Source organism: Clostridium sp. AF22-10, from assembly GCF_003478725.1.
Taxonomy (GTDB): Bacteria; Bacillota; Clostridia; order Lachnospirales; family Lachnospiraceae; genus Otoolea; species Otoolea fessa.
On record NZ_QUFZ01000008.1, the window covers coordinates 138,937 to 155,136 of the forward strand.

At 50.4% G+C, this 16,200-nt stretch carries 16 protein-coding genes, 3 tRNA genes, 1 rRNA gene and 1 pseudogene; 1 reads left to right on the plus strand and 20 read right to left on the minus strand.

The features are described 5' to 3' along the window. Window positions 1–289: 289 nt before the first annotated feature. The 13 genes and pseudogenes from hydF to DWX91_RS17995 all read right to left on the minus strand — a co-directional run bounded on the left by hydF (window position 290) and on the right by DWX91_RS17995 (window position 12,258). Window positions 290–1,488: pseudogene (gene hydF, locus DWX91_RS07960) on the minus strand ([FeFe] hydrogenase H-cluster maturation GTPase HydF). A 19-nt stretch (window positions 1,489–1,507) separates the two neighbouring features. Beyond that, complete coding sequence (gene hydG, locus DWX91_RS07965; protein WP_117796747.1) at window positions 1,508–2,935, minus strand: [FeFe] hydrogenase H-cluster radical SAM maturase HydG; 1,428 nt, start codon at window positions 2,933–2,935, stop codon at window positions 1,508–1,510. Between the two features lie 165 nt (window positions 2,936–3,100). Further along, the gene (gene hydE, locus DWX91_RS07970; protein ID WP_243022444.1) at window positions 3,101–4,156 is read right to left on the minus strand and encodes a [FeFe] hydrogenase H-cluster radical SAM maturase HydE; all 1,056 of its coding nucleotides are present in this window, start codon (window positions 4,154–4,156) and stop codon (window positions 3,101–3,103) included. A gap of 90 nt (window positions 4,157–4,246) precedes the next feature. Next, a complete protein-coding gene (locus DWX91_RS07975; RefSeq protein WP_022358889.1) occupies window positions 4,247–4,513 on the minus strand; it encodes a TM1266 family iron-only hydrogenase system putative regulator in 267 nt (88 codons plus the stop codon). 506 nt (window positions 4,514–5,019) lie between these two features. After that, entirely contained in the window at window positions 5,020–5,784 is a 765-nt protein-coding gene (locus tag DWX91_RS07980; RefSeq protein WP_022358890.1) for an amino acid ABC transporter ATP-binding protein, read from the minus strand. Between the two features lie 20 nt (window positions 5,785–5,804). Further along, window positions 5,805–6,455 carry an amino acid ABC transporter permease gene (locus DWX91_RS07985; protein ID WP_333489850.1) on the minus strand — a complete coding sequence of 217 codons (651 nt, stop codon included), beginning with the start codon at window positions 6,453–6,455 and terminating at the stop codon, window positions 5,805–5,807. A gap of 199 nt (window positions 6,456–6,654) precedes the next feature. Continuing rightward, window positions 6,655–7,512, minus strand: coding sequence for an amino acid ABC transporter substrate-binding protein (locus DWX91_RS07990; protein ID WP_118538604.1), 858 nt, complete (start codon window positions 7,510–7,512; stop codon window positions 6,655–6,657). Window positions 7,513–7,802: 290 nt separating this feature from the next. Next, on the minus strand, window positions 7,803–8,069 hold the full coding sequence (gene rpsR, locus DWX91_RS07995; RefSeq protein WP_022358893.1) for a 30S ribosomal protein S18: 267 nt from the start codon (window positions 8,067–8,069) through the stop codon (window positions 7,803–7,805). A 77-nt stretch (window positions 8,070–8,146) separates the two neighbouring features. Then, window positions 8,147–8,608: a single-stranded DNA-binding protein gene (locus tag DWX91_RS08000; RefSeq protein WP_022358894.1), complete on the minus strand. Its 462-nt coding sequence runs from the start codon at window positions 8,606–8,608 to the stop codon at window positions 8,147–8,149. A gap of 25 nt (window positions 8,609–8,633) precedes the next feature. Next, on the minus strand, window positions 8,634–8,921 hold the full coding sequence (gene rpsF / locus DWX91_RS08005) for a 30S ribosomal protein S6 (RefSeq protein ID WP_107001800.1): 288 nt from the start codon (window positions 8,919–8,921) through the stop codon (window positions 8,634–8,636). Window positions 8,922–9,161: 240 nt separating this feature from the next. Continuing rightward, on the minus strand, window positions 9,162–9,356 hold the full coding sequence (locus tag DWX91_RS08010; protein WP_022358896.1) for a DUF951 domain-containing protein: 195 nt from the start codon (window positions 9,354–9,356) through the stop codon (window positions 9,162–9,164). Window positions 9,357–9,379: 23 nt separating this feature from the next. Then, the gene (locus DWX91_RS08015) at window positions 9,380–10,102 is read right to left on the minus strand and encodes an NAD-dependent protein deacylase (RefSeq protein ID WP_117796749.1); all 723 of its coding nucleotides are present in this window, start codon (window positions 10,100–10,102) and stop codon (window positions 9,380–9,382) included. A 101-nt stretch (window positions 10,103–10,203) separates the two neighbouring features. Continuing rightward, on the minus strand, window positions 10,204–12,258 hold the full coding sequence (locus tag DWX91_RS17995) for a GNAT family N-acetyltransferase (protein WP_118538606.1): 2,055 nt from the start codon (window positions 12,256–12,258) through the stop codon (window positions 10,204–10,206). Between the two features lie 328 nt (window positions 12,259–12,586). Between DWX91_RS17995 and DWX91_RS08025 the strand changes: the two genes are divergently transcribed. Further along, a complete protein-coding gene (locus DWX91_RS08025; protein ID WP_107001797.1) occupies window positions 12,587–13,951 on the plus strand; it encodes an MATE family efflux transporter in 1,365 nt (454 codons plus the stop codon). 53 nt (window positions 13,952–14,004) lie between these two features. On the opposite strand, the gene DWX91_RS18000 is transcribed toward DWX91_RS08025, so the two are convergent. The 7 genes from DWX91_RS18000 to DWX91_RS08060 all read right to left on the minus strand — a co-directional run. Then, a complete protein-coding gene (locus DWX91_RS18000) occupies window positions 14,005–14,130 on the minus strand; it encodes a hypothetical protein (RefSeq protein WP_270228607.1) in 126 nt (41 codons plus the stop codon). Between the two features lie 90 nt (window positions 14,131–14,220). Further along, window positions 14,221–14,880 (minus strand): hypothetical protein, encoded by a 660-nt coding sequence (locus DWX91_RS08035; RefSeq protein WP_118538610.1) that lies wholly within the window; start codon window positions 14,878–14,880, stop codon window positions 14,221–14,223. Window positions 14,881–14,967: 87 nt separating this feature from the next. After that, window positions 14,968–15,354 (minus strand): thioesterase family protein, encoded by a 387-nt coding sequence (locus DWX91_RS08040; RefSeq protein ID WP_182435066.1) that lies wholly within the window; start codon window positions 15,352–15,354, stop codon window positions 14,968–14,970. 206 nt (window positions 15,355–15,560) lie between these two features. Then, a tRNA-Cys gene (locus DWX91_RS08045) sits at window positions 15,561–15,631 on the minus strand. 5 nt (window positions 15,632–15,636) lie between these two features. Continuing rightward, a tRNA-Glu gene (locus DWX91_RS08050) sits at window positions 15,637–15,708 on the minus strand. A gap of 16 nt (window positions 15,709–15,724) precedes the next feature. Beyond that, a tRNA-Asn gene (locus DWX91_RS08055) sits at window positions 15,725–15,797 on the minus strand. Between the two features lie 103 nt (window positions 15,798–15,900). Next, a 23S ribosomal RNA gene (locus tag DWX91_RS08060) occupies window positions 15,901–16,200 on the minus strand; the annotation flags it as partial.

Sequence of the window (16,200 nt, forward strand, 5' to 3'; positions counted from 1 at the left end):
GCATTTTTCCAGATATTCTCCAGCTATTTTCCAGACTCATGGCAGCAAAAAAAATGTGCCTTGGCACATCCGGGCGTCTCGCGCGGTCGCTTGCGACAACCTACATCTTCGCACGAGTGCGCATCATTGGCACGTTAGTGCCTTTTTGTGTAATAGGGAATTTCCTATGAAACAAAGCTGCTGTCCGACAGGCATTCCCATCGTCCAGCAGCTTTGTCAGCCTTTATTTCTAAGTTTCGTAACTGTTCAGTATCTTCACAGCCACGCGCAAAAATCCATTAAAAATTTCCTACCTGATCGGCTCCAGTGCCCCCATGCTCCGTTTCAAAATTCCCTTCATATAGGCAATCAAAATCCCATAATTGGTCATCGGGATCTCCTGATCGGCAGCGCTGCGAAGACGGCTCTTCATCTCCCGCGCATTCAGCATACAGCCGCCGCAATGAACGATCAGCTTATAACCGGACACATCCTCTGGAAATTCCGTCCCCGATGTAAAATGAAACTCCGGCGCTTTTCCCGTGTACTGGCGGATCCAGTCCGGCAACTTCTCCGTGCCGATGTCACCGCACTGGCGATGATGCGTACAGCCCTCAGAAATAAGAATCGGATCTCCGTCCTGTATCATTTCCAGCGCTTTGGCGCCCTCCGCTGCCTGTTTCAGATCCCCCTTATACCGCGCAAACAAAATGGAAAAGGAAGTCAGACGCACCTGCGGCGGTGTCAGCCGGTCTACCAGCGGAAATACCTGGCTGTCCGTGATTACCAATGCCGGAGCTTCTTTCAATTTTGCAAACGTCTCCGAAAGTTCACTTTCCCGGCAGACAAACGGCATCGCACCGATGTCCAGCAGATCCCGGATGACCTGCTGCTGCGGCAGAATCAGCCGCCCCTTCGGCGCCGCCTTGTCAATCGGAACAACCAGAATTACCGTATCAAACGGTTTTACTAGATCAGCAACCAGCCGTTTTTCATCCGTCTCCTGTGACGTAAGACGTGCCATTTGCTCTTTTAACTGCTGGATTCCTTCTCTCGTCCGGGCACTCACATAGGCGGTATGTTCCACAACCGGTTCCTGTTCCGATTTTCCCGTCAGCAAATCCATCTTATTGTAAACCACCAGATACGGGATTTCCTTCTTCTCAAACAGCCGGAGCATCTCTTCTTCCCAGCTGCTGATTCCTTCCACCGCATCCACCACCAGGACTGCCAGATCCGCCTTATTTAAGACTTGACGAGTCTTGCCAACTCTCTTTAAGCCCAGCTCGCCCTCATCGTCGATTCCAGCGTGTCGATGATAACCACCGGACCGAGCGGCAGAAGCTCCATCGATTTATAGACCGGATCGGTCGTCGTTCCCCGGATGTCCGACACGATCGCCAGCTCCTGCCCGGTCACCGCATTGACCAGACTCGATTTTCCCGCATTTCTCCGTCCAAAAAACGCGATATGTACCCGCTCGCCGGACGGCGTCTCATTCATTCCCATTTTGATCCTCCTGATTTAGTTAAAACCTGAAATCCCGCTGCCCCTTTTCAATTTCAACCAGATTTTTCCGCACGATCTCCTGCACTTTTTCTTTCGGAATCGAACCGATCTCCGCCTGAATCAGCTTCTCTCCAATCTCTTTCGTCCCCGGCGCCGCATAATCCTCCAGATACTCCTTGAGCGTCATCAGCGCATTCGGATGACAACAGTTCTGAATCTGCCCGCTCTTGCACAGGCTCATAAAGCGGTCGCCCGTCCGTCCTTCCCGGTAGCACGCCGTACAGAAGCTTGGGATATAGCCTAATTCCATCAGCCAGCGGACCACCTGGTCGAGTGTCCGGTTGTCGCTCACATCGAACTGCGCCGAATTTTCCTCCTCCGGCTCTTCCTCTGCATATCCGCCGACACTGGTGCGGGAACCGCCGCTGATCTGCGATACGCCCAGCCGCAGCACCCGCTCCCGACAGGCTTTGCTCTCTCTCGTTGAGATAATCATGCCCGTGTACGGAACTGCCACCCGGATGCAGGCTACGATCTTCTCAAAAATATCGTCGCTGATACCGTTGTCAAAGGTCGATGGGTCGATATCGTCCGCCCGGCGGATGCGCGGCACACTGATGGTGTGCGGACCAACACCAAAAACTGCCTCCAGATGTTCCGCGTGCATCAAAAGTCCTGCAAATTCATACCGGTACAACTCCAGACCAAATAAAACGCCGATTCCCACATCGTCGATACCGCCCTCCATCGCGCGGTCCATCGCCTCCGTGTGATAACAGTAATTGTGCTTTGGTCCCGTCGGATGCAGGCGCTCATAGCTCTCCTTATGGTACGTCTCCTGGAACAGGATATACGTTCCGATTCCCGCCTCTTTCAGCTTCCGGTAATTCTCCACCGTCGTCGCCGCAATATTGACATTGACCCGGCGGATCGCCCCGTTTTTATGCTTGATACTGTAAATTGTCTTGATACTGTCCAGCACATATTCAATCGGATTGTTGACCGGATCCTCGCCCGTCTCCAGCGCCAGACGTTTATGTCCCATATCCTGAAGCGCAATTACCTCCCGGCGGATTTCCTCCTGCGTCAGCTTCTTTCTGGCAATGTGCTTGTTTTTCATGTGATATGGACAGTACACGCAGCCATTCACGCAGTAATTCGACAGATACAGCGGCGCAAACATGACGATCCGGTTTCCGTAGAAATCCTGCTTGATCTGGCGCGCCAGCTCAAAGATCTCCTCCACCTTTTCCGGGATCTCGCAGTCAAGAAGCACTGCCGCCTCGCGGTGGCTCAGCCCTTTTCGAAGCCGCGCCTTCGCCAGAATCTGATCGATCAGTTCCACATTGTTTTTGTTCTTCTCGGCATAGGAAAGAGTCTCTAAAATTTCCTCATGGTTGATAAATTCCTCTGCCTTTTTGGATGATGGGTTGTAATTGTAACTCATAGTCTCTTCTCCTTTTCTTACAGGTCAGGATGATAGCTGCCATGTTTTCCTCCGGCATTTTCAATTTCAAAAATGCCAGCATAACCAGCCGTCCATCGCCTCCTTCCCCGTCAGTTTATTTATCTGTAAGCATCTTTCGATGCCAACAAACCAAATCGCAGGCTTTTACCCCTTATAATCTCCCCGGTCGACGACTACCTTGTACCCGATGCTTTCCATGCGCCGTTTCATGCAGCTGACGCACTCCGCCGCCTCGTCTCCCGTGCAGATTTTATTGTCATAAAGCATATATTTGGCGCGCACCCCGACCGGAGACAGGTTCGGCATCACGACGTTTCCGCCTGCCAGAATCCCCAGTTCGCGCCCCATCGGGTGAATCGTTCCGAGCGCTGTCGTCGCCGGAAGCAGCACTTTCGGCTTCAGCAGGCGAAGCAGCCCTAAAAGAAACAATGTCTCTTCCAACGTTCCCGCCGCCTCCCCGCCAAACGGAGTGTCATGCTGTGGAATAAACGGACCGATTCCCACCATTTCCGGATCCAGTTCTTCGATAAAACGCATATCTCTCGCCAGACAGCGCGCCGTCTGGTGCGGCGAACCGACCATAAAACCGCATCCGGTCTGATATCCAAGCGCCTTTAAATCACGCAGGCACTGCATCCGGTGTTCAAATGACATCTCTGCCGGATGCAGGCTCGCGTAATGGCACGCGTCCGCCGTCTCATGGCGCAGCAGATACCGGTCCGCCCCTGCCTCTTTCCAGCGTTTCAACGTATCATACTTCTTTTCTCCGAGCGACAAAGTAATCGCACAATCTGGAAATCCTGCCCGGATCGCCTGCACCATCTCCATCACCCAGTCGTCCGTCATCGCCGGATCCTCACCGCCCTGCAAAACAAAGGTGCGGAATCCCAGCTGATAACCATTCTCACAGCAGGAAAGAATCTCCTCCCGACTCAGGCGGTATCGGCTTGCATTTCGGTTGCTCCTTCGGATGCCGCAATAAAGACAGTCGTTTTTGCAATAATTGCTGCACTCAATGAGTCCCCGCACATACACCGCTTTTCCGTACTCTCTTTCCCGGATGCAGCGCGCTTTTTCAAAGATGTAGTCCGCCAGCTCCGGTGAACGTCCCTCGATCAGACTGACCCACTCATCCTCCGTCAGGGACTCCCCCGCTTCCAGACGGTCAATCAATCTCTTTAATTCTGTAATCGTTTCTATCTGTTCAGCGCCTGGACGGACCGCCTCCCGCCACCAGTCAGACGGTCGAAGCCCCGCGCGTGTAAAATCTGCCATTCCGTCACCTCGTTTTCATTCCTGTGCTTCCGGCGCCTTCGAATACAGCGCCTTCGAAGAAATCCCCCGCAGCATCCCCAGCTTCCCGGACAGCGCACTGATCACATCACCCGGCGCGTCAATCACGACGCTGATAATATTCACGTTCCGTTTGTGGTAAGGAATCCCCATCCGCCCTACGATATACTGCCCGTACTGGTGCAGCACCTTATTCAACTCTTCCGTATCTCCCGTCTGATCGACCACAATACCGATCACGGCAACTCTTGATTCTGTCTCCATGTTTTTCCCTCATATCTTCCTGTTTATCTGTCCAAATTTTTCTCTACAACAGATACCATTTCAAATATCTCCGCTAAAAACCATGCTGCGATCCTGTCCTGCAAAATCTTCCATCCACAGGCACCACTTTTTCCAGCCCCGCCTTTCTATAGAGCAAATGGATCAAAAAGAGCCCGCGCAGACGCGGACTCCATCCATCTCAAAAAGGGTATACGAATCTCCATGAACCGCTCCCCTTTCCTTCAAGACCCGTCTCAAACGTCAGCATCGCTTTTCACCACTTCCAGCATCACCGGAACACTCGATTATTTCTGTTCCATTCCTTTTTGAAAGGTATCTACTGCCTCGCAAATCGGAATACTTGATAAAAGCGTATCACATTTACTGTAAAATTGCAAATAACACTTATATGCTTCCCCATAAAATGCTTCCCCATAAAAAACGGGCGTCGCCGATTTTCTACTCCAAAACCAGCAACGCCCATCTTCCGTTTCCCTAATTATTTCTTACAGAATCTTCCCATACCGTCCCAAAAAGCTCTTCGTTCTCTCATTATCCGAAGCAAACACCTTCTCCGGCGCGCCCTCCTCGACGATGAGTCCGTCTGCCATGAAGATCACGCGGTGGGAAATATCTTTCGCAAACGCCATCTCATGGGTAACAATCACCATCGCGATGTGCAGATCCGCTAACGACTTAATAACCTTCAATACTTCTCCCGTCAGCTCCGGATCCAGTGCGGAGGTCGGCTCGTCGAAAAACAGAATCTTCGGATTCAGTGCCAATGCACGGGCGATCGCCACACGCTGGCACTGACCGCCGGAGAGCTGGTACGGATAATAGTCCTCCTTATCCTCCAGACCCATTTTTTTCAGAAGCTCGCGCGCCTCTTTATAAACCGTCTCCTTGTCGCGCTTCTGCACATGGATCGGCGCGTCTGTGATATTTTTCAGCACAGAATAGTGCGGAAACAGGTTAAAATTCTGGAATACCAGACCGTACTGGCTGCGGATCTCCTTCATGTCCTTCTTATCCGCATAGCTGACCTTGCCATCCGCGCCCGTCCAGGCTGCTCTCTTTCCTAAATATACGATCTCGCCGTGGTCCATCGTCTCCAGCATCGTCGCGCAGCGCAGAAGCGTCGATTTACCCGAGCCGGACGGTCCGATGATGGACACGATCTCGCCCTCGCTCACACTCAGTGAAATATCCTTTAAAACCGACAGATCGCCGAATGATTTTTCCACATGATTTAATTCTAACAGGTTCATTTTCCACATTCCTCCCGCTTCTATCGGTAATAATCCAGCTTTTTCTCAATCCATTCCATTGCAACTGCCACAACCAGATTGAAAATATAGTAAAAGACGGCTGCTGCCACAAACGGCATCATATTCGTCTGGGATGCCGCCAGCGCCTTGGCGATTGAGAACATCTCCGCCACGCTCAACGTAAACGCCAGAGACGTATCTTTTACCAGCGTGATGACCTCATTCGTCACCGACGGAAGAATCCGCTTGATTACCTGCGGCAGGATGATCTTGAAGAAGGTCTGTGCCTTTCCATAACCCAGAATCTCCGCTGCCTCATACTGTCCGACCGGCATCGACTGGATGCCGCTGCGGTAAATCTCGGCAAAATATGCCGCATAGTTAATGACAAAACCGATGAAGGTAGCCCACAGACGGTAACTGCTGCCGACTTTGATGCGGAACAGATAATACGGTCCAAAATACACCACCATCAGCTGCAGCATCAGCGGTGTGCCTCGCATAATCGAAATATATACTTTTACAATCGTCTGGATCAGCTTGTTCTTCGACATACGCCCGAACGCGATCACGAGTCCTAACGGAAGTGAAAATAGCAGTGTGATCACAAAAATCTGTGTGCTGACTGCCATACCACCCGCAAGCTGTGTAATCATCTGCTGGAGTGTCATCTTACCCATAATTATCCCATACCTGCTTTCTAAAATGTAGATTCGTTACTGTTCACGCATACGTGCCCGGTAACGGAATGTGCTGTGACTTCACAGTTAAACACATAAACCGCGAATGGGGACTGCCATGAAATCATTCACAGCCGTCCCTATTCCTATTATTTAATAATGTTTCGTTTTTACAATCAACGATTAATTACTATTTGCCGATGGTAGTTACGTCCTTGCTAAACCATTTCTCAGAAACTTCCTGTAAGGTTCCGTCCTCTGCCATCTCTTCCAGAGTGCTCTGAACTTTATCTCTTAACTCGGTGTTGCCCTTCTTGAAGCCTACGCCGTATTCTTCCTCAGAAAGGGAATCGTCCAGAATCTTGAAATCAGCGTTTCTCTGCTGAATCTGATAGCCAGCTACGATTACGTCCATCGCAATGGCATCAACGGCGCCCTGCTCCAGATCCATGAATGCGGTGTTGTAATCAGCGGTTGTCAGAAGCTCCTTGAAAGTAGCGGTCAGTTCCGGTGCCTCTTTTAAAGCTGCCTCTGCAGAAGAATCTGCCTGAACCTCTACGATCTTGCCTGCCAGATCCGCCTGGCTGTTAATATCCGAATCATTGGCTACGACAAATACCTGCTGGTTTGCCATGTACGGCTCAGTCCAGGTGTAATCATCCTCACGACCCGTCATCGTAAATCCATTCCAGATGCAGTCGATATTGCCGGACTCAAGCTCCATATCTTTAGAATCCCAGGCAATCGGCTGTGCCTTATATTCCAGACCCAGACGTTTTGCAACTTCCTGTGCCAGCTCCAGGTCAAATCCAGTGTACTCGCCGTCATCGCCTACAAATCCCATCGGCGGGAAATCCTGATCAAAACCAACAATCAGAGTGCCGCCGTCGGTTGTCTTCGCCTCTTCTGCGGTGGTTTCCTCTGCCTGGCTCTCAGCCGCCTCTGTGTCTGCTGCGGTTGTCTCTGCTGCGCTGTTGCTGCTGCCACAGGCGGTCATGGAAAGTGCCATTACTGCAGCCAGTGCTGCGCTCACAAATCTCTTTTTCATAATTGGTGTCCTCCTCGTTTTCAGACAGTGGAAGCCGTTCTCCCTTTGCCGGTTTCCGTCTCGCTTTTTAGTATGCTACCATATTAGCATACTAAAGCGTTTTTGTAAAGCACTTATTTTTGAAATCTGTCTTTTTGTGTAATAGGGAATTCCATGGAATTTCCTATTATACAAAAAGGGATCCCACATGATCTCTCACATGGAATCCCAATCATTTTTATCCTCAATAATTGAGTGAAATTTGAGTAAAAATCTTCTTTTACCCTTAAAAAACCCTTATTTTACAAGGATTACTCGCAAACATACGGCATCAGGGACAGATGTCTTGCTCTCTTGATAGCTACAGTCAGAGCTCTCTGATGTTTAGCACAGTTGCCAGTGATACGTCTCGGAAGGATTTTTCCTCTCTCGGATACGTATCTCTTTAATTTATTTGTATCTTTGTAATCGATTTCGCCGTTCTTCTCGCCGCAGAATACACAAACTTTTTTTCTTCTACGCATACCGCCTCTTCTGATCTTGGAAGCGTCTGTTTTATCGCCTTTATTGAATGCCATTGGTCTTTCCTCCTTCACACACATCAGCCTGATGGCGCTCTCGCGCACTCCGTCCGCCGGGGGACCGATTCCCGAACCTAGTTGAACGGAAGGCCTTCGTCTTCTACTCCATCAGGAATATTCATGAATCCATCGCCGATTGCGCTGGACGGAGCCGGGCGCTCTGCCGGACGGTAACCGCCGTCGCTGTTGCCAGATGCCGCATTCTTGCTCTCTGCAAATTCCTGATCCTCTACAATCACTTCTGTCGTATATACTTTCTGGCCGTCACGATTGGTATAGCTGCCAGTCTGAATTCTTCCGGTTACTACGAGCTTGGTTCCCTGATGAAAATACTTCTCAGCGAATTCGCCTGCTCTGTCAAATGCAACACACGGAATGAAATCCGCTGTCTGTGCGCTGTCGTCTCCGTTTCCGCCTCTGCGGCCTCTGCGGTCTACTGCCAGCGTGTATCTGGCGATTGCCATAGCTCTCTCGCCCTGAGAGTATCTCACTTCCGGATCTCTCGTTAATCTGCCCATCAGAATTACTTTATTCATACGATCACTCTTTCTTTATCTACTCTTACGCATCCTGTCTTACGCATAAGTATCTGATAACCGGCTCCATGATGCGGATGTGGTTCTCCACCTCATTCGGGCATACGGAATCAGACTCGAAATGTACGAAGTAGTAGAATCCTTCTTTCATTTTCTGAATCTCGTAAGCAAGTCTCTTCTTGCCCCATTCATCAATGTCAGTTACTGTACCGCCGAAACGTGTGATGTAACCTGTTACTTTCTCCATCGCTGCGGCTCTCTCTTCGTCCTCGAGTTTTGCGCTAAGAACAACTGCTAATTCATATTTGTTCATGCTCTTTCTTACCTCCTTGTGGTCACTGACCCCCTGACTCCAGCAGGGAGTAAGGATTTTTGTGTTATATATTACCGAATATCTATGATACCAAAAAAGGAACGGCTTGGCAAGCACTTTTTCGAGATTTTCTATGTAAATTTTCTCGTTTTTTCCGGGCTTTCTGCCCCTTCTTACTGCATTCTTTTACTGACTGCCAGATCATGAAGCTGCCTGCATCTGTACGCCCACCCGCCGCTCTTATTCGGACTTCTCTCCCGCTTTTTTCAGTCCTCTGGTACTCTTTTCTACCAATGGTCGTGCCATCATCACCTGATGCCCGCAGCCGGCACATTTCAAACGGAAATCCGCGCCGACCCGCAGGATCTCCCACTCATGGCTGCCGCACGGGTGCGGCTTTTTGAGTTTTACAATATCTCCAACCTCGTATACCATTTCCTCTCTCCCCTGTTACTACCTTATACTCCGACCGCGTCCCCCAGCACCTTCCCGATGCTGTCGCTGATAACCAGATCCGCCTGACCATCGCGCGAGGTCGCTGATTTATTGATCAGAACCAGTTTATTTCCATGATAATAATCAATCAGCCCCGCTGCCGGGTACACCACCAGCGAGGTGCCGCCGATGATCAGCATATCTGCCTTGCGGATATGGGCAATTGACCGCTCAATTACCTCATTGTCCAGTCCTTCCTCATACAGCACGACATCCGGCTTGATCACGCCGCCGCAGCCGCACTTCGGCACGCCCTTCATCTTCAAAATATCATCCAATCCGTAAAACCTGCCGCAGCGCGTACAATGGTTGCGGAGCACCGATCCGTGCAGCTCCAGCACCTCTTTGCTGCCTGCTGCCTGGTGCAGCCCGTCGATATTCTGGGTAATGACCGCTTTCAGCTTTCCTTCCTGCTCCAGCTTCGCCAGTGCCAGATGCGCCCGGTTCGGCTTTGCATTCGGGAACAGCATCTTATTGCGGTAAAACCGGTAAAATTCCTCTGGCTTTCTCATATAAAAGCTGTGGCTTAAAATCGTTTCCGGCGGATAGTCATACTCCTGATGGTACAGCCCGTCCGTGCTTCTAAAATCCGGGATATTGCTCTCGGTCGAAACACCCGCCCCGCCAAAAAACACAATATAATTTGACTCATTAATCCATTTTTTTAATGTGTCTGTCTCTCCCATCTGACGCACTCTCCTCTCCTTTTTCTGAAAACATAAAAGCGGTTGCTATTAGTTACATAAAATCAGCATATTCTCTATCCTATACAATTACAGCACACACTCTACACAATCTCATCCAGATACACGCCGTTCACCGTATCCACCTGTGCCAGAATCTCTGCCAGCCCCTTATTTTCAAGCTGTCCGCCCCAGATTTCTTCCGCTTTCCGGCAGCCAAACAGCCAGCTCACCAGCTCTTCCGGCTTCGCCTCCAGCCATATGGAAACATTTTCCGTGCAGCCGCAGGTATTCGGCTCCGGCTTCCGCGCCTTCAGGCTGGAACCTGTCTCCCCAATCGTCCAGACAAACTCACCGTTGTTCATTTCCAGAATCGGATCATTCATACGGATGCCCAGTGTGAGCATACGTTTTTCTTCTCCCTGCTGCTCTGCCTGTTTTAAGCCAAATGCCGCCAGCAGCGCCCCGATATTCGTCAGGCGCGCCATATTCCACAGCTTCTCGCCCGTCTTGACCGTGTATGCGTCCTCCGCATACAAAAGCCGATGTTCACGGACTTCCCAGCCCCAGTAGGCATCCAGGCCAACCAGCCTGCCGTCCTGTTCCAGGAATTCCAACGTGCCATTTTCAGAAGCCAGCTCCTTGATGAGACGGCTCACATACGCCGCATCCCGGCGCGTATACATCTCATACCGTGCGCCCAGCCACTGTTCCATATAGACAGCAGCCCGCCCGCAGTCCTCCGGCGTATCCTGGCACACCGTGCGCGTCAGCGTCTTTTTCGCCTCCTCGGTCAGCTCATAGGATGCCACATTTCCGATGAATGTAAATCCCATCGGCGCATACACAGCCGGGTTGACTGGAACCAGATACGTGATCGGCTTTCCGGCTGCCTCCTCGTCGTGAAGCATTTTCACAAATACGTCCCGGAAATGTCCTTCGCGGCGGCGGCTCTCCTCGGTTGCTACTCCGACCAGGTAATCAAGCTTCCAGAGGCGTCCACGCAGCTTCACCGCATACGGATTGTACTGCACCATCGAAATCAGAAGTCCATTATCCTTTTTCACCAGAATCTCGTTATCCTTCGTCTTTTCCTTATAATAATACTCGATAAAACTCTCCGAATCTTCCGGGAAACACATATGCCAGAGATGCTTCGTCTCGTCCTTATCCTCCGCGTCCAGATACGTCAGCACACTTCCCGCCGTCGTATTGGCGATCTGCTCCGCCCAGTGATAGCCCTTGCTGCCGTTTAACAGCTGTTCTACCAGATATTTGCGTGCATAATCCGCCGGATAATACGTCATTTTCGCCTTCCGGAGTCCCTCTAATCCCATATCGTCCTCGCGGTTGACCCACTCAGCCTCAGGAAATTCCTCTATCAGGAACTGTTGGTTGATAAACTGGTACAGACCGTTGATCTCCGGGTTTGCCTTCTCAATATGGATAACCGCCATATGTTCCACCGGATTGTAGCTTCCGATCGTAAATGCCTCCATCTGACCGTCGATATACACGCCGCCCATGTGGATGCTGAATTCTGAACAATTTTTCAGAATATCGTGAATGCCCTTTACCTCATAATCGAGATGTTCCTCGACCTCCTCGCCCTTCTGCTGTCTCCAGCGGTCCAGAAAAACCCAGACATCGTGGCTGTCCGAACAGCACAGACGGCGGTACTCATAGCGCCCCTCATATTCGCGCTTAAATGCGTTGACGCGGTTTTTCTTCTTATGCAGTTTCTTTCCCGCCAGGGAACGCATCGCATCGCCGTTGTAGAGATAATCCCTCGAATCGACCTGCTCTTCCACCAGATATTTGTCCTCCGGCAGATTTAAATATTTCACTGCATACTCATCCGCCAGATTGATAACCAGCGGATATCCCAGTTCTTCATTAAAATACTCCTCAATCGCCGCAAACGCCCCAGGCAGGTCTTCCTCCCGGCACAGCGGCATCGCGGAAAAACAACGTCCTTCATTCTCCATCAGCCATAAAAGCGCCTTATTTTCCCAGATTGCATAACGGACATTATAATAATCTTTCCAGACATAGCTCTCCAGAAATACGCTGTCGCACGTCATATTGTGGCGCATCGCGTAAAACGGAAGCATCTTCTGGATACTGTTAACTTCAATTTTTTTAAACTCTAAACTCATGAAACCTCCTGTGTAAAATCAAAGTGGGTTTTATTTGCCTTCTCATATTATACCATAAATACTAAATTCAGCTATCGCCTTTGGCTCTGCTTCATTAAGTATTTAGGTATGACTCGCACTAAGCTCGAAAACACCTCGCTAAGTGCTCATATTATACCACAAATTTCCTACTTAAAAACAAGGATTTTCTTCCCTTGACTCTATAATTATTGTAGACATTATAGTTATTTCTGATAAACTATACTCAGAAAATGATTTCTGCGGCGTTTTCTTTCTGACGGCCGACGGCAGAGTCATCTATTTTTACCAGAAAGACGAGGATTTATTCATGGAAAAGAATCTCACCTCCGGCAGTGTGCTGAAAACAGTTATCTATTTCTCCCTGCCATATTTGTTATCTTATTTTTTGCAGACACTCTACGGCATGGCGGATCTGTTTATTATCGGGCAGTTTGGCGGTGTGGATGGGACGACGGCGGTCTCGGTCGGCAGTCAGGTCATGCATATGCTGACGGTTATGATCGTTGGTCTGGCGATGGGCGCAACGGTTCTCATCGGACGCGCGGTCGGCGCGGGTGACCGGAAGCTTGCGGCGCGCGGCATCGGTAACACGATTTCCTTATTTGCAGGTCTGTCCATTCTTCTGACCGGACTTCTGCTGACGACGGTTCACGGCATTATCAGGCTGCTGTCTGTCCCGGAGGAAGCGGTAAACGGCACCGCGGCATATCTGATGATCTGCTTTGCCGGCATCCCGTTCATCACCGCCTACAATATCATCAGCTCTATTTTCCGCGGCATGGGAGACTCCAAAAGTCCGATGTATTTCGTTGCAATCGCCTGTATTATCAATATTGCGCTTGATTACCTTTTAATGGGCGTGTTTTCGCTCGGTCCGTCCGGCGCGGCGCTCGGCACGACCCTGTCACAGATGTGCAGTGTCCTGATCGCCCTGGTCGTAATCATTAAAAAACGGATGTTTCCGGGTTTTCGTCTCCGTGACCTCCATCCACATAAGACTACCATAGCCTCCATCCTGCAGGTCGGAATCCCAGTTGCAGTTCAGGACGGCTTTATACAGGTTTCTTTTCTGGTTATTACCATGTTTGCCAACCAGCGCGGATTAAATGATGCGGCGGCGGTCGGAATCGTTGAAAAGCTGATCGGAATCCTGTTTCTGGTTCCATCCTCGCTTCTCTCCACGGTTTCCGCCCTCTCCGCTCAAAATCTGGGTGCCGGAAAACCTGAGCGTGCCCGTCAGACGCTGCGCTACGCGATCTGCATCACATTTTCTTTCGGGCTGATCATCGCAATCGCCATGCAATTTGCTGCCGGTGCCGCCGTCTCCCTCTTTACTGATGAGGCAGAGGTTGTCCGGCTCGGAACCCAGTATATGAAGAGCTATGTGCTGGACTGCATGATCGCCGGTATCCATTTCTGCTGCAGCGGTTTCTTCTGCGCCTGCGGACTGTCCGGGCTGTCGTTCCTGCACAACTGCATCTCGATCGTGGTAGCGCGCATCCCGCTCGCATGGCTCGCATGCCGCTATTTCCCGGAAACACTGTATCCGATGGGACTCGCAGCGCCGATCGGATCTCTCATCTCCGTTGCCATCTGCCTGATTGCATTACGGTGGATTAGACGGCATCCGGAAAAGCTGGTTATGAATTTACATCCAGTTGAAACTGAATAAATGCTGCATTCCCATCTGGATCTTGAAACTTCCATCCGCCAGTTCGACAAGTCTCAGACTGAAACAGCGGTCTGACCTGGAAAGGCGATGTCGGCATTTCGCCGGAAGCTTTCTCCGTTCCGGGCACAGACAAATGGCAGGAAACCACCTGCATGGTTGTCCGCTTTCGCGGCAGCCATCAGGAAGCTCCTGCCCCATATAAAACTCTTCTGCAATTTATCCGGGAGCATTCTCTCCCCATCACCGGATTCTACCGTGAGATCACCCGCTTACTTTTCCCGCATCTCCAGCAGTCTCCATGCCTTCTTATTCTGGACTTCCAGCACGGAACCACAATATTCACACTTTTTCAACCCCAGCTTCTGAATCGGTGCACCGCAGTTTGGACAGATAAGCGAAACCGCTGCCCCTGCTGTTTTCGCATCCTCATAGACATATACCAGTTCCGTCTCATAAACCGTCTGAATCAGATTCGAATGCAGTTCTGACTGCATCTCAGGCGTTTTCTCATATTCAGTCATTTCCTCATACTCGACCGCCGACTCACACAGAATCCGGCAGAGTCCTTTTTCCTTCTGATAGCGGCTAATGACCGTCCGGTGGATATGTACCTTCTGATACTCTTTTTCCAGTTTTTTTCTCAATTCTGTCTCGAGCTGAGCCTTCCACTCGCTCCAGTTAAACTCCGGGAAATCTTTTGCAATCTGCGGCAGGCACAGCCGGTCCATTCCCGCCAGCGAACGCGGTTTGGATGCGTCTGGCTGCGTCAAATCACCTTCCGATAAATGCTTTGCCACATACCGAAGCACCTGTACCTCCGGCGTACTCGCCAGCTGCCGCATTTTCCTCTTTATTTTGCGGTAAATCCACCAGACAAGCGCTGCCGCAATCAAAATGCCAATGATCCACCCTATCGTTTCTGTCCGCACCGCTGCCTCTCTTTCTATGTTGCTGCACACACACGTGACCAGTCACTTTTCTTTATCTCCGTGCATGATACTTAAACCTGATACTCCTTATTCCGCCTTGCTCGCAGCCTTGTCGCTCATCGCCTTTGAATTTACCATGATCCGCAGATGGGACCCTTCGCCACATTTGCCCTTCTCATCGTTTACTTCAATATCAAACCACATTTTCCGGCGCTCAATGCTGCGGAGTTTTGCAGTCGCTGTTACCTTCATTCCCAACGGCGTCGGCGCCAGATGGCGACAGTGAATCTCCGCTCCGACCGTCGTCTGTCCTTCCTCCAGATACGATTTCGCCAGTTCCAGCGCTGCCGCCTCCATCAGGGCCACCATATTCGGAGTAGACAAAATTTGGGAACCTGCGCTTCCGATTCGCTTTGCCGTCATCTCATCCGTTACTTCCCAGGTCAGGCTGTATTCCTGTAATTTTTCTGCCATTTTCGCTTCCTCCATATTATAAAATAATTTTGTCGCGGCTATGTTAAAATGCCGTTTCTTGAATGATTCTATTATAGCAGAAGATGCGAAAATCCGATAGCGCCATCTTACTTCACAGCGAATCAAACAGTTGAAATCCCGAAAATCCTTGTAAAATACGGCTTTTCAGGCATAAAAAAAGGAATCATCTTTCGATGATTCCTCAGAGGCGACAACCAGATTTGAACTGGTGATCAGGGTGTTGCAGACCCACGCCTTACCACTTGGCTATGTCGCCATAAATGACCCCAACGAGATTCGAACTCGTGTTACCGCCGTGAAAGGGCGATGTCTTAACCGCTTGACCATGGGGCCAGATATTAAATTAAAACTCCCCGAGTAGGACTCGAACCTACGACAGCGCGGTTAACAGCCGCGTGCTCTACCGACTGAGCTATCGAGGAATAAAAGGTATATACCTTCAAACTGCACACTGAATTTCTTCTACTCTCTATCTTTCATCCTTCAGGAAATAACTTCCTCTTACCTATCCTTAACCATAACCTTTTGGTTAAGCCCTCGACCGATTAGTAACAGTCAGCTTCACGTATTACTACGCTTCCACCTCTGCCCTATCTACCTCGTCGTCTTCAAGGGGTCTTACTACTTGCGTATGGGATATCTCATCTTGAGGGGGGCTTCACGCTTAGATGCCTTCAGCGTTTATCCCGTCCCGGCTTGGCTACTCTGCCATGAGCCTGATGGCTCAACAGATACACCAGAGGCCAGTCCACCCCGGTCCTCTCGTACTAAGGGCAGCTCCTCTCAAATATCCTACGCCCGCGCCGGATAGGGACCGAACTGTCT

Bases quoted from the DNA above. Each gene is read 5' to 3' on its own strand.
- DWX91_RS08015 (WP_117796749.1), bottom strand. From the start codon at position 10,102: ATGGGAGAGACAGACACATTAAAAAAATGGATTAATGAGTCAAATTAT.
- DWX91_RS08010 (WP_022358896.1), bottom strand. From the start codon at position 9,356: ATGGTATACGAGGTTGGAGATATTGTAAAACTCAAAAAGCCGCACCCG.
- DWX91_RS17995 (WP_118538606.1), bottom strand. From the start codon at position 12,258: ATGAGTTTAGAGTTTAAAAAAATTGAAGTTAACAGTATCCAGAAGATG.
- DWX91_RS07990 (WP_118538604.1), bottom strand. From the start codon at position 7,512: ATGAAAAAGAGATTTGTGAGCGCAGCACTGGCTGCAGTAATGGCACTT.
- DWX91_RS07980 (WP_022358890.1), bottom strand. From the start codon at position 5,784: ATGAACCTGTTAGAATTAAATCATGTGGAAAAATCATTCGGCGATCTG.
- DWX91_RS07985 (WP_333489850.1), bottom strand. From the start codon at position 6,455: ATGACACTCCAGCAGATGATTACACAGCTTGCGGGTGGTATGGCAGTC.
- DWX91_RS18000 (WP_270228607.1), bottom strand. From the start codon at position 14,130: ATGGCTGCCGCGAAAGCGGACAACCATGCAGGTGGTTTCCTGCCATTT.
- DWX91_RS07975 (WP_022358889.1), bottom strand. From the start codon at position 4,513: ATGGAGACAGAATCAAGAGTTGCCGTGATCGGTATTGTGGTCGATCAG.
- DWX91_RS08000 (WP_022358894.1), bottom strand. From the start codon at position 8,608: ATGAATAAAGTAATTCTGATGGGCAGATTAACGAGAGATCCGGAAGTG.
- hydG (WP_117796747.1), bottom strand. From the start codon at position 2,935: ATGAGTTACAATTACAACCCATCATCCAAAAAGGCAGAGGAATTTATC.
- rpsF (WP_107001800.1), bottom strand. From the start codon at position 8,921: ATGAACAAATATGAATTAGCAGTTGTTCTTAGCGCAAAACTCGAGGAC.
- DWX91_RS08040 (WP_182435066.1), bottom strand. From the start codon at position 15,354: ATGGCAGAAAAATTACAGGAATACAGCCTGACCTGGGAAGTAACGGAT.
- DWX91_RS08025 (WP_107001797.1), top strand. From the start codon at position 12,587: ATGGAAAAGAATCTCACCTCCGGCAGTGTGCTGAAAACAGTTATCTAT.
- rpsR (WP_022358893.1), bottom strand. From the start codon at position 8,069: ATGGCATTCAATAAAGGCGATAAAACAGACGCTTCCAAGATCAGAAGA.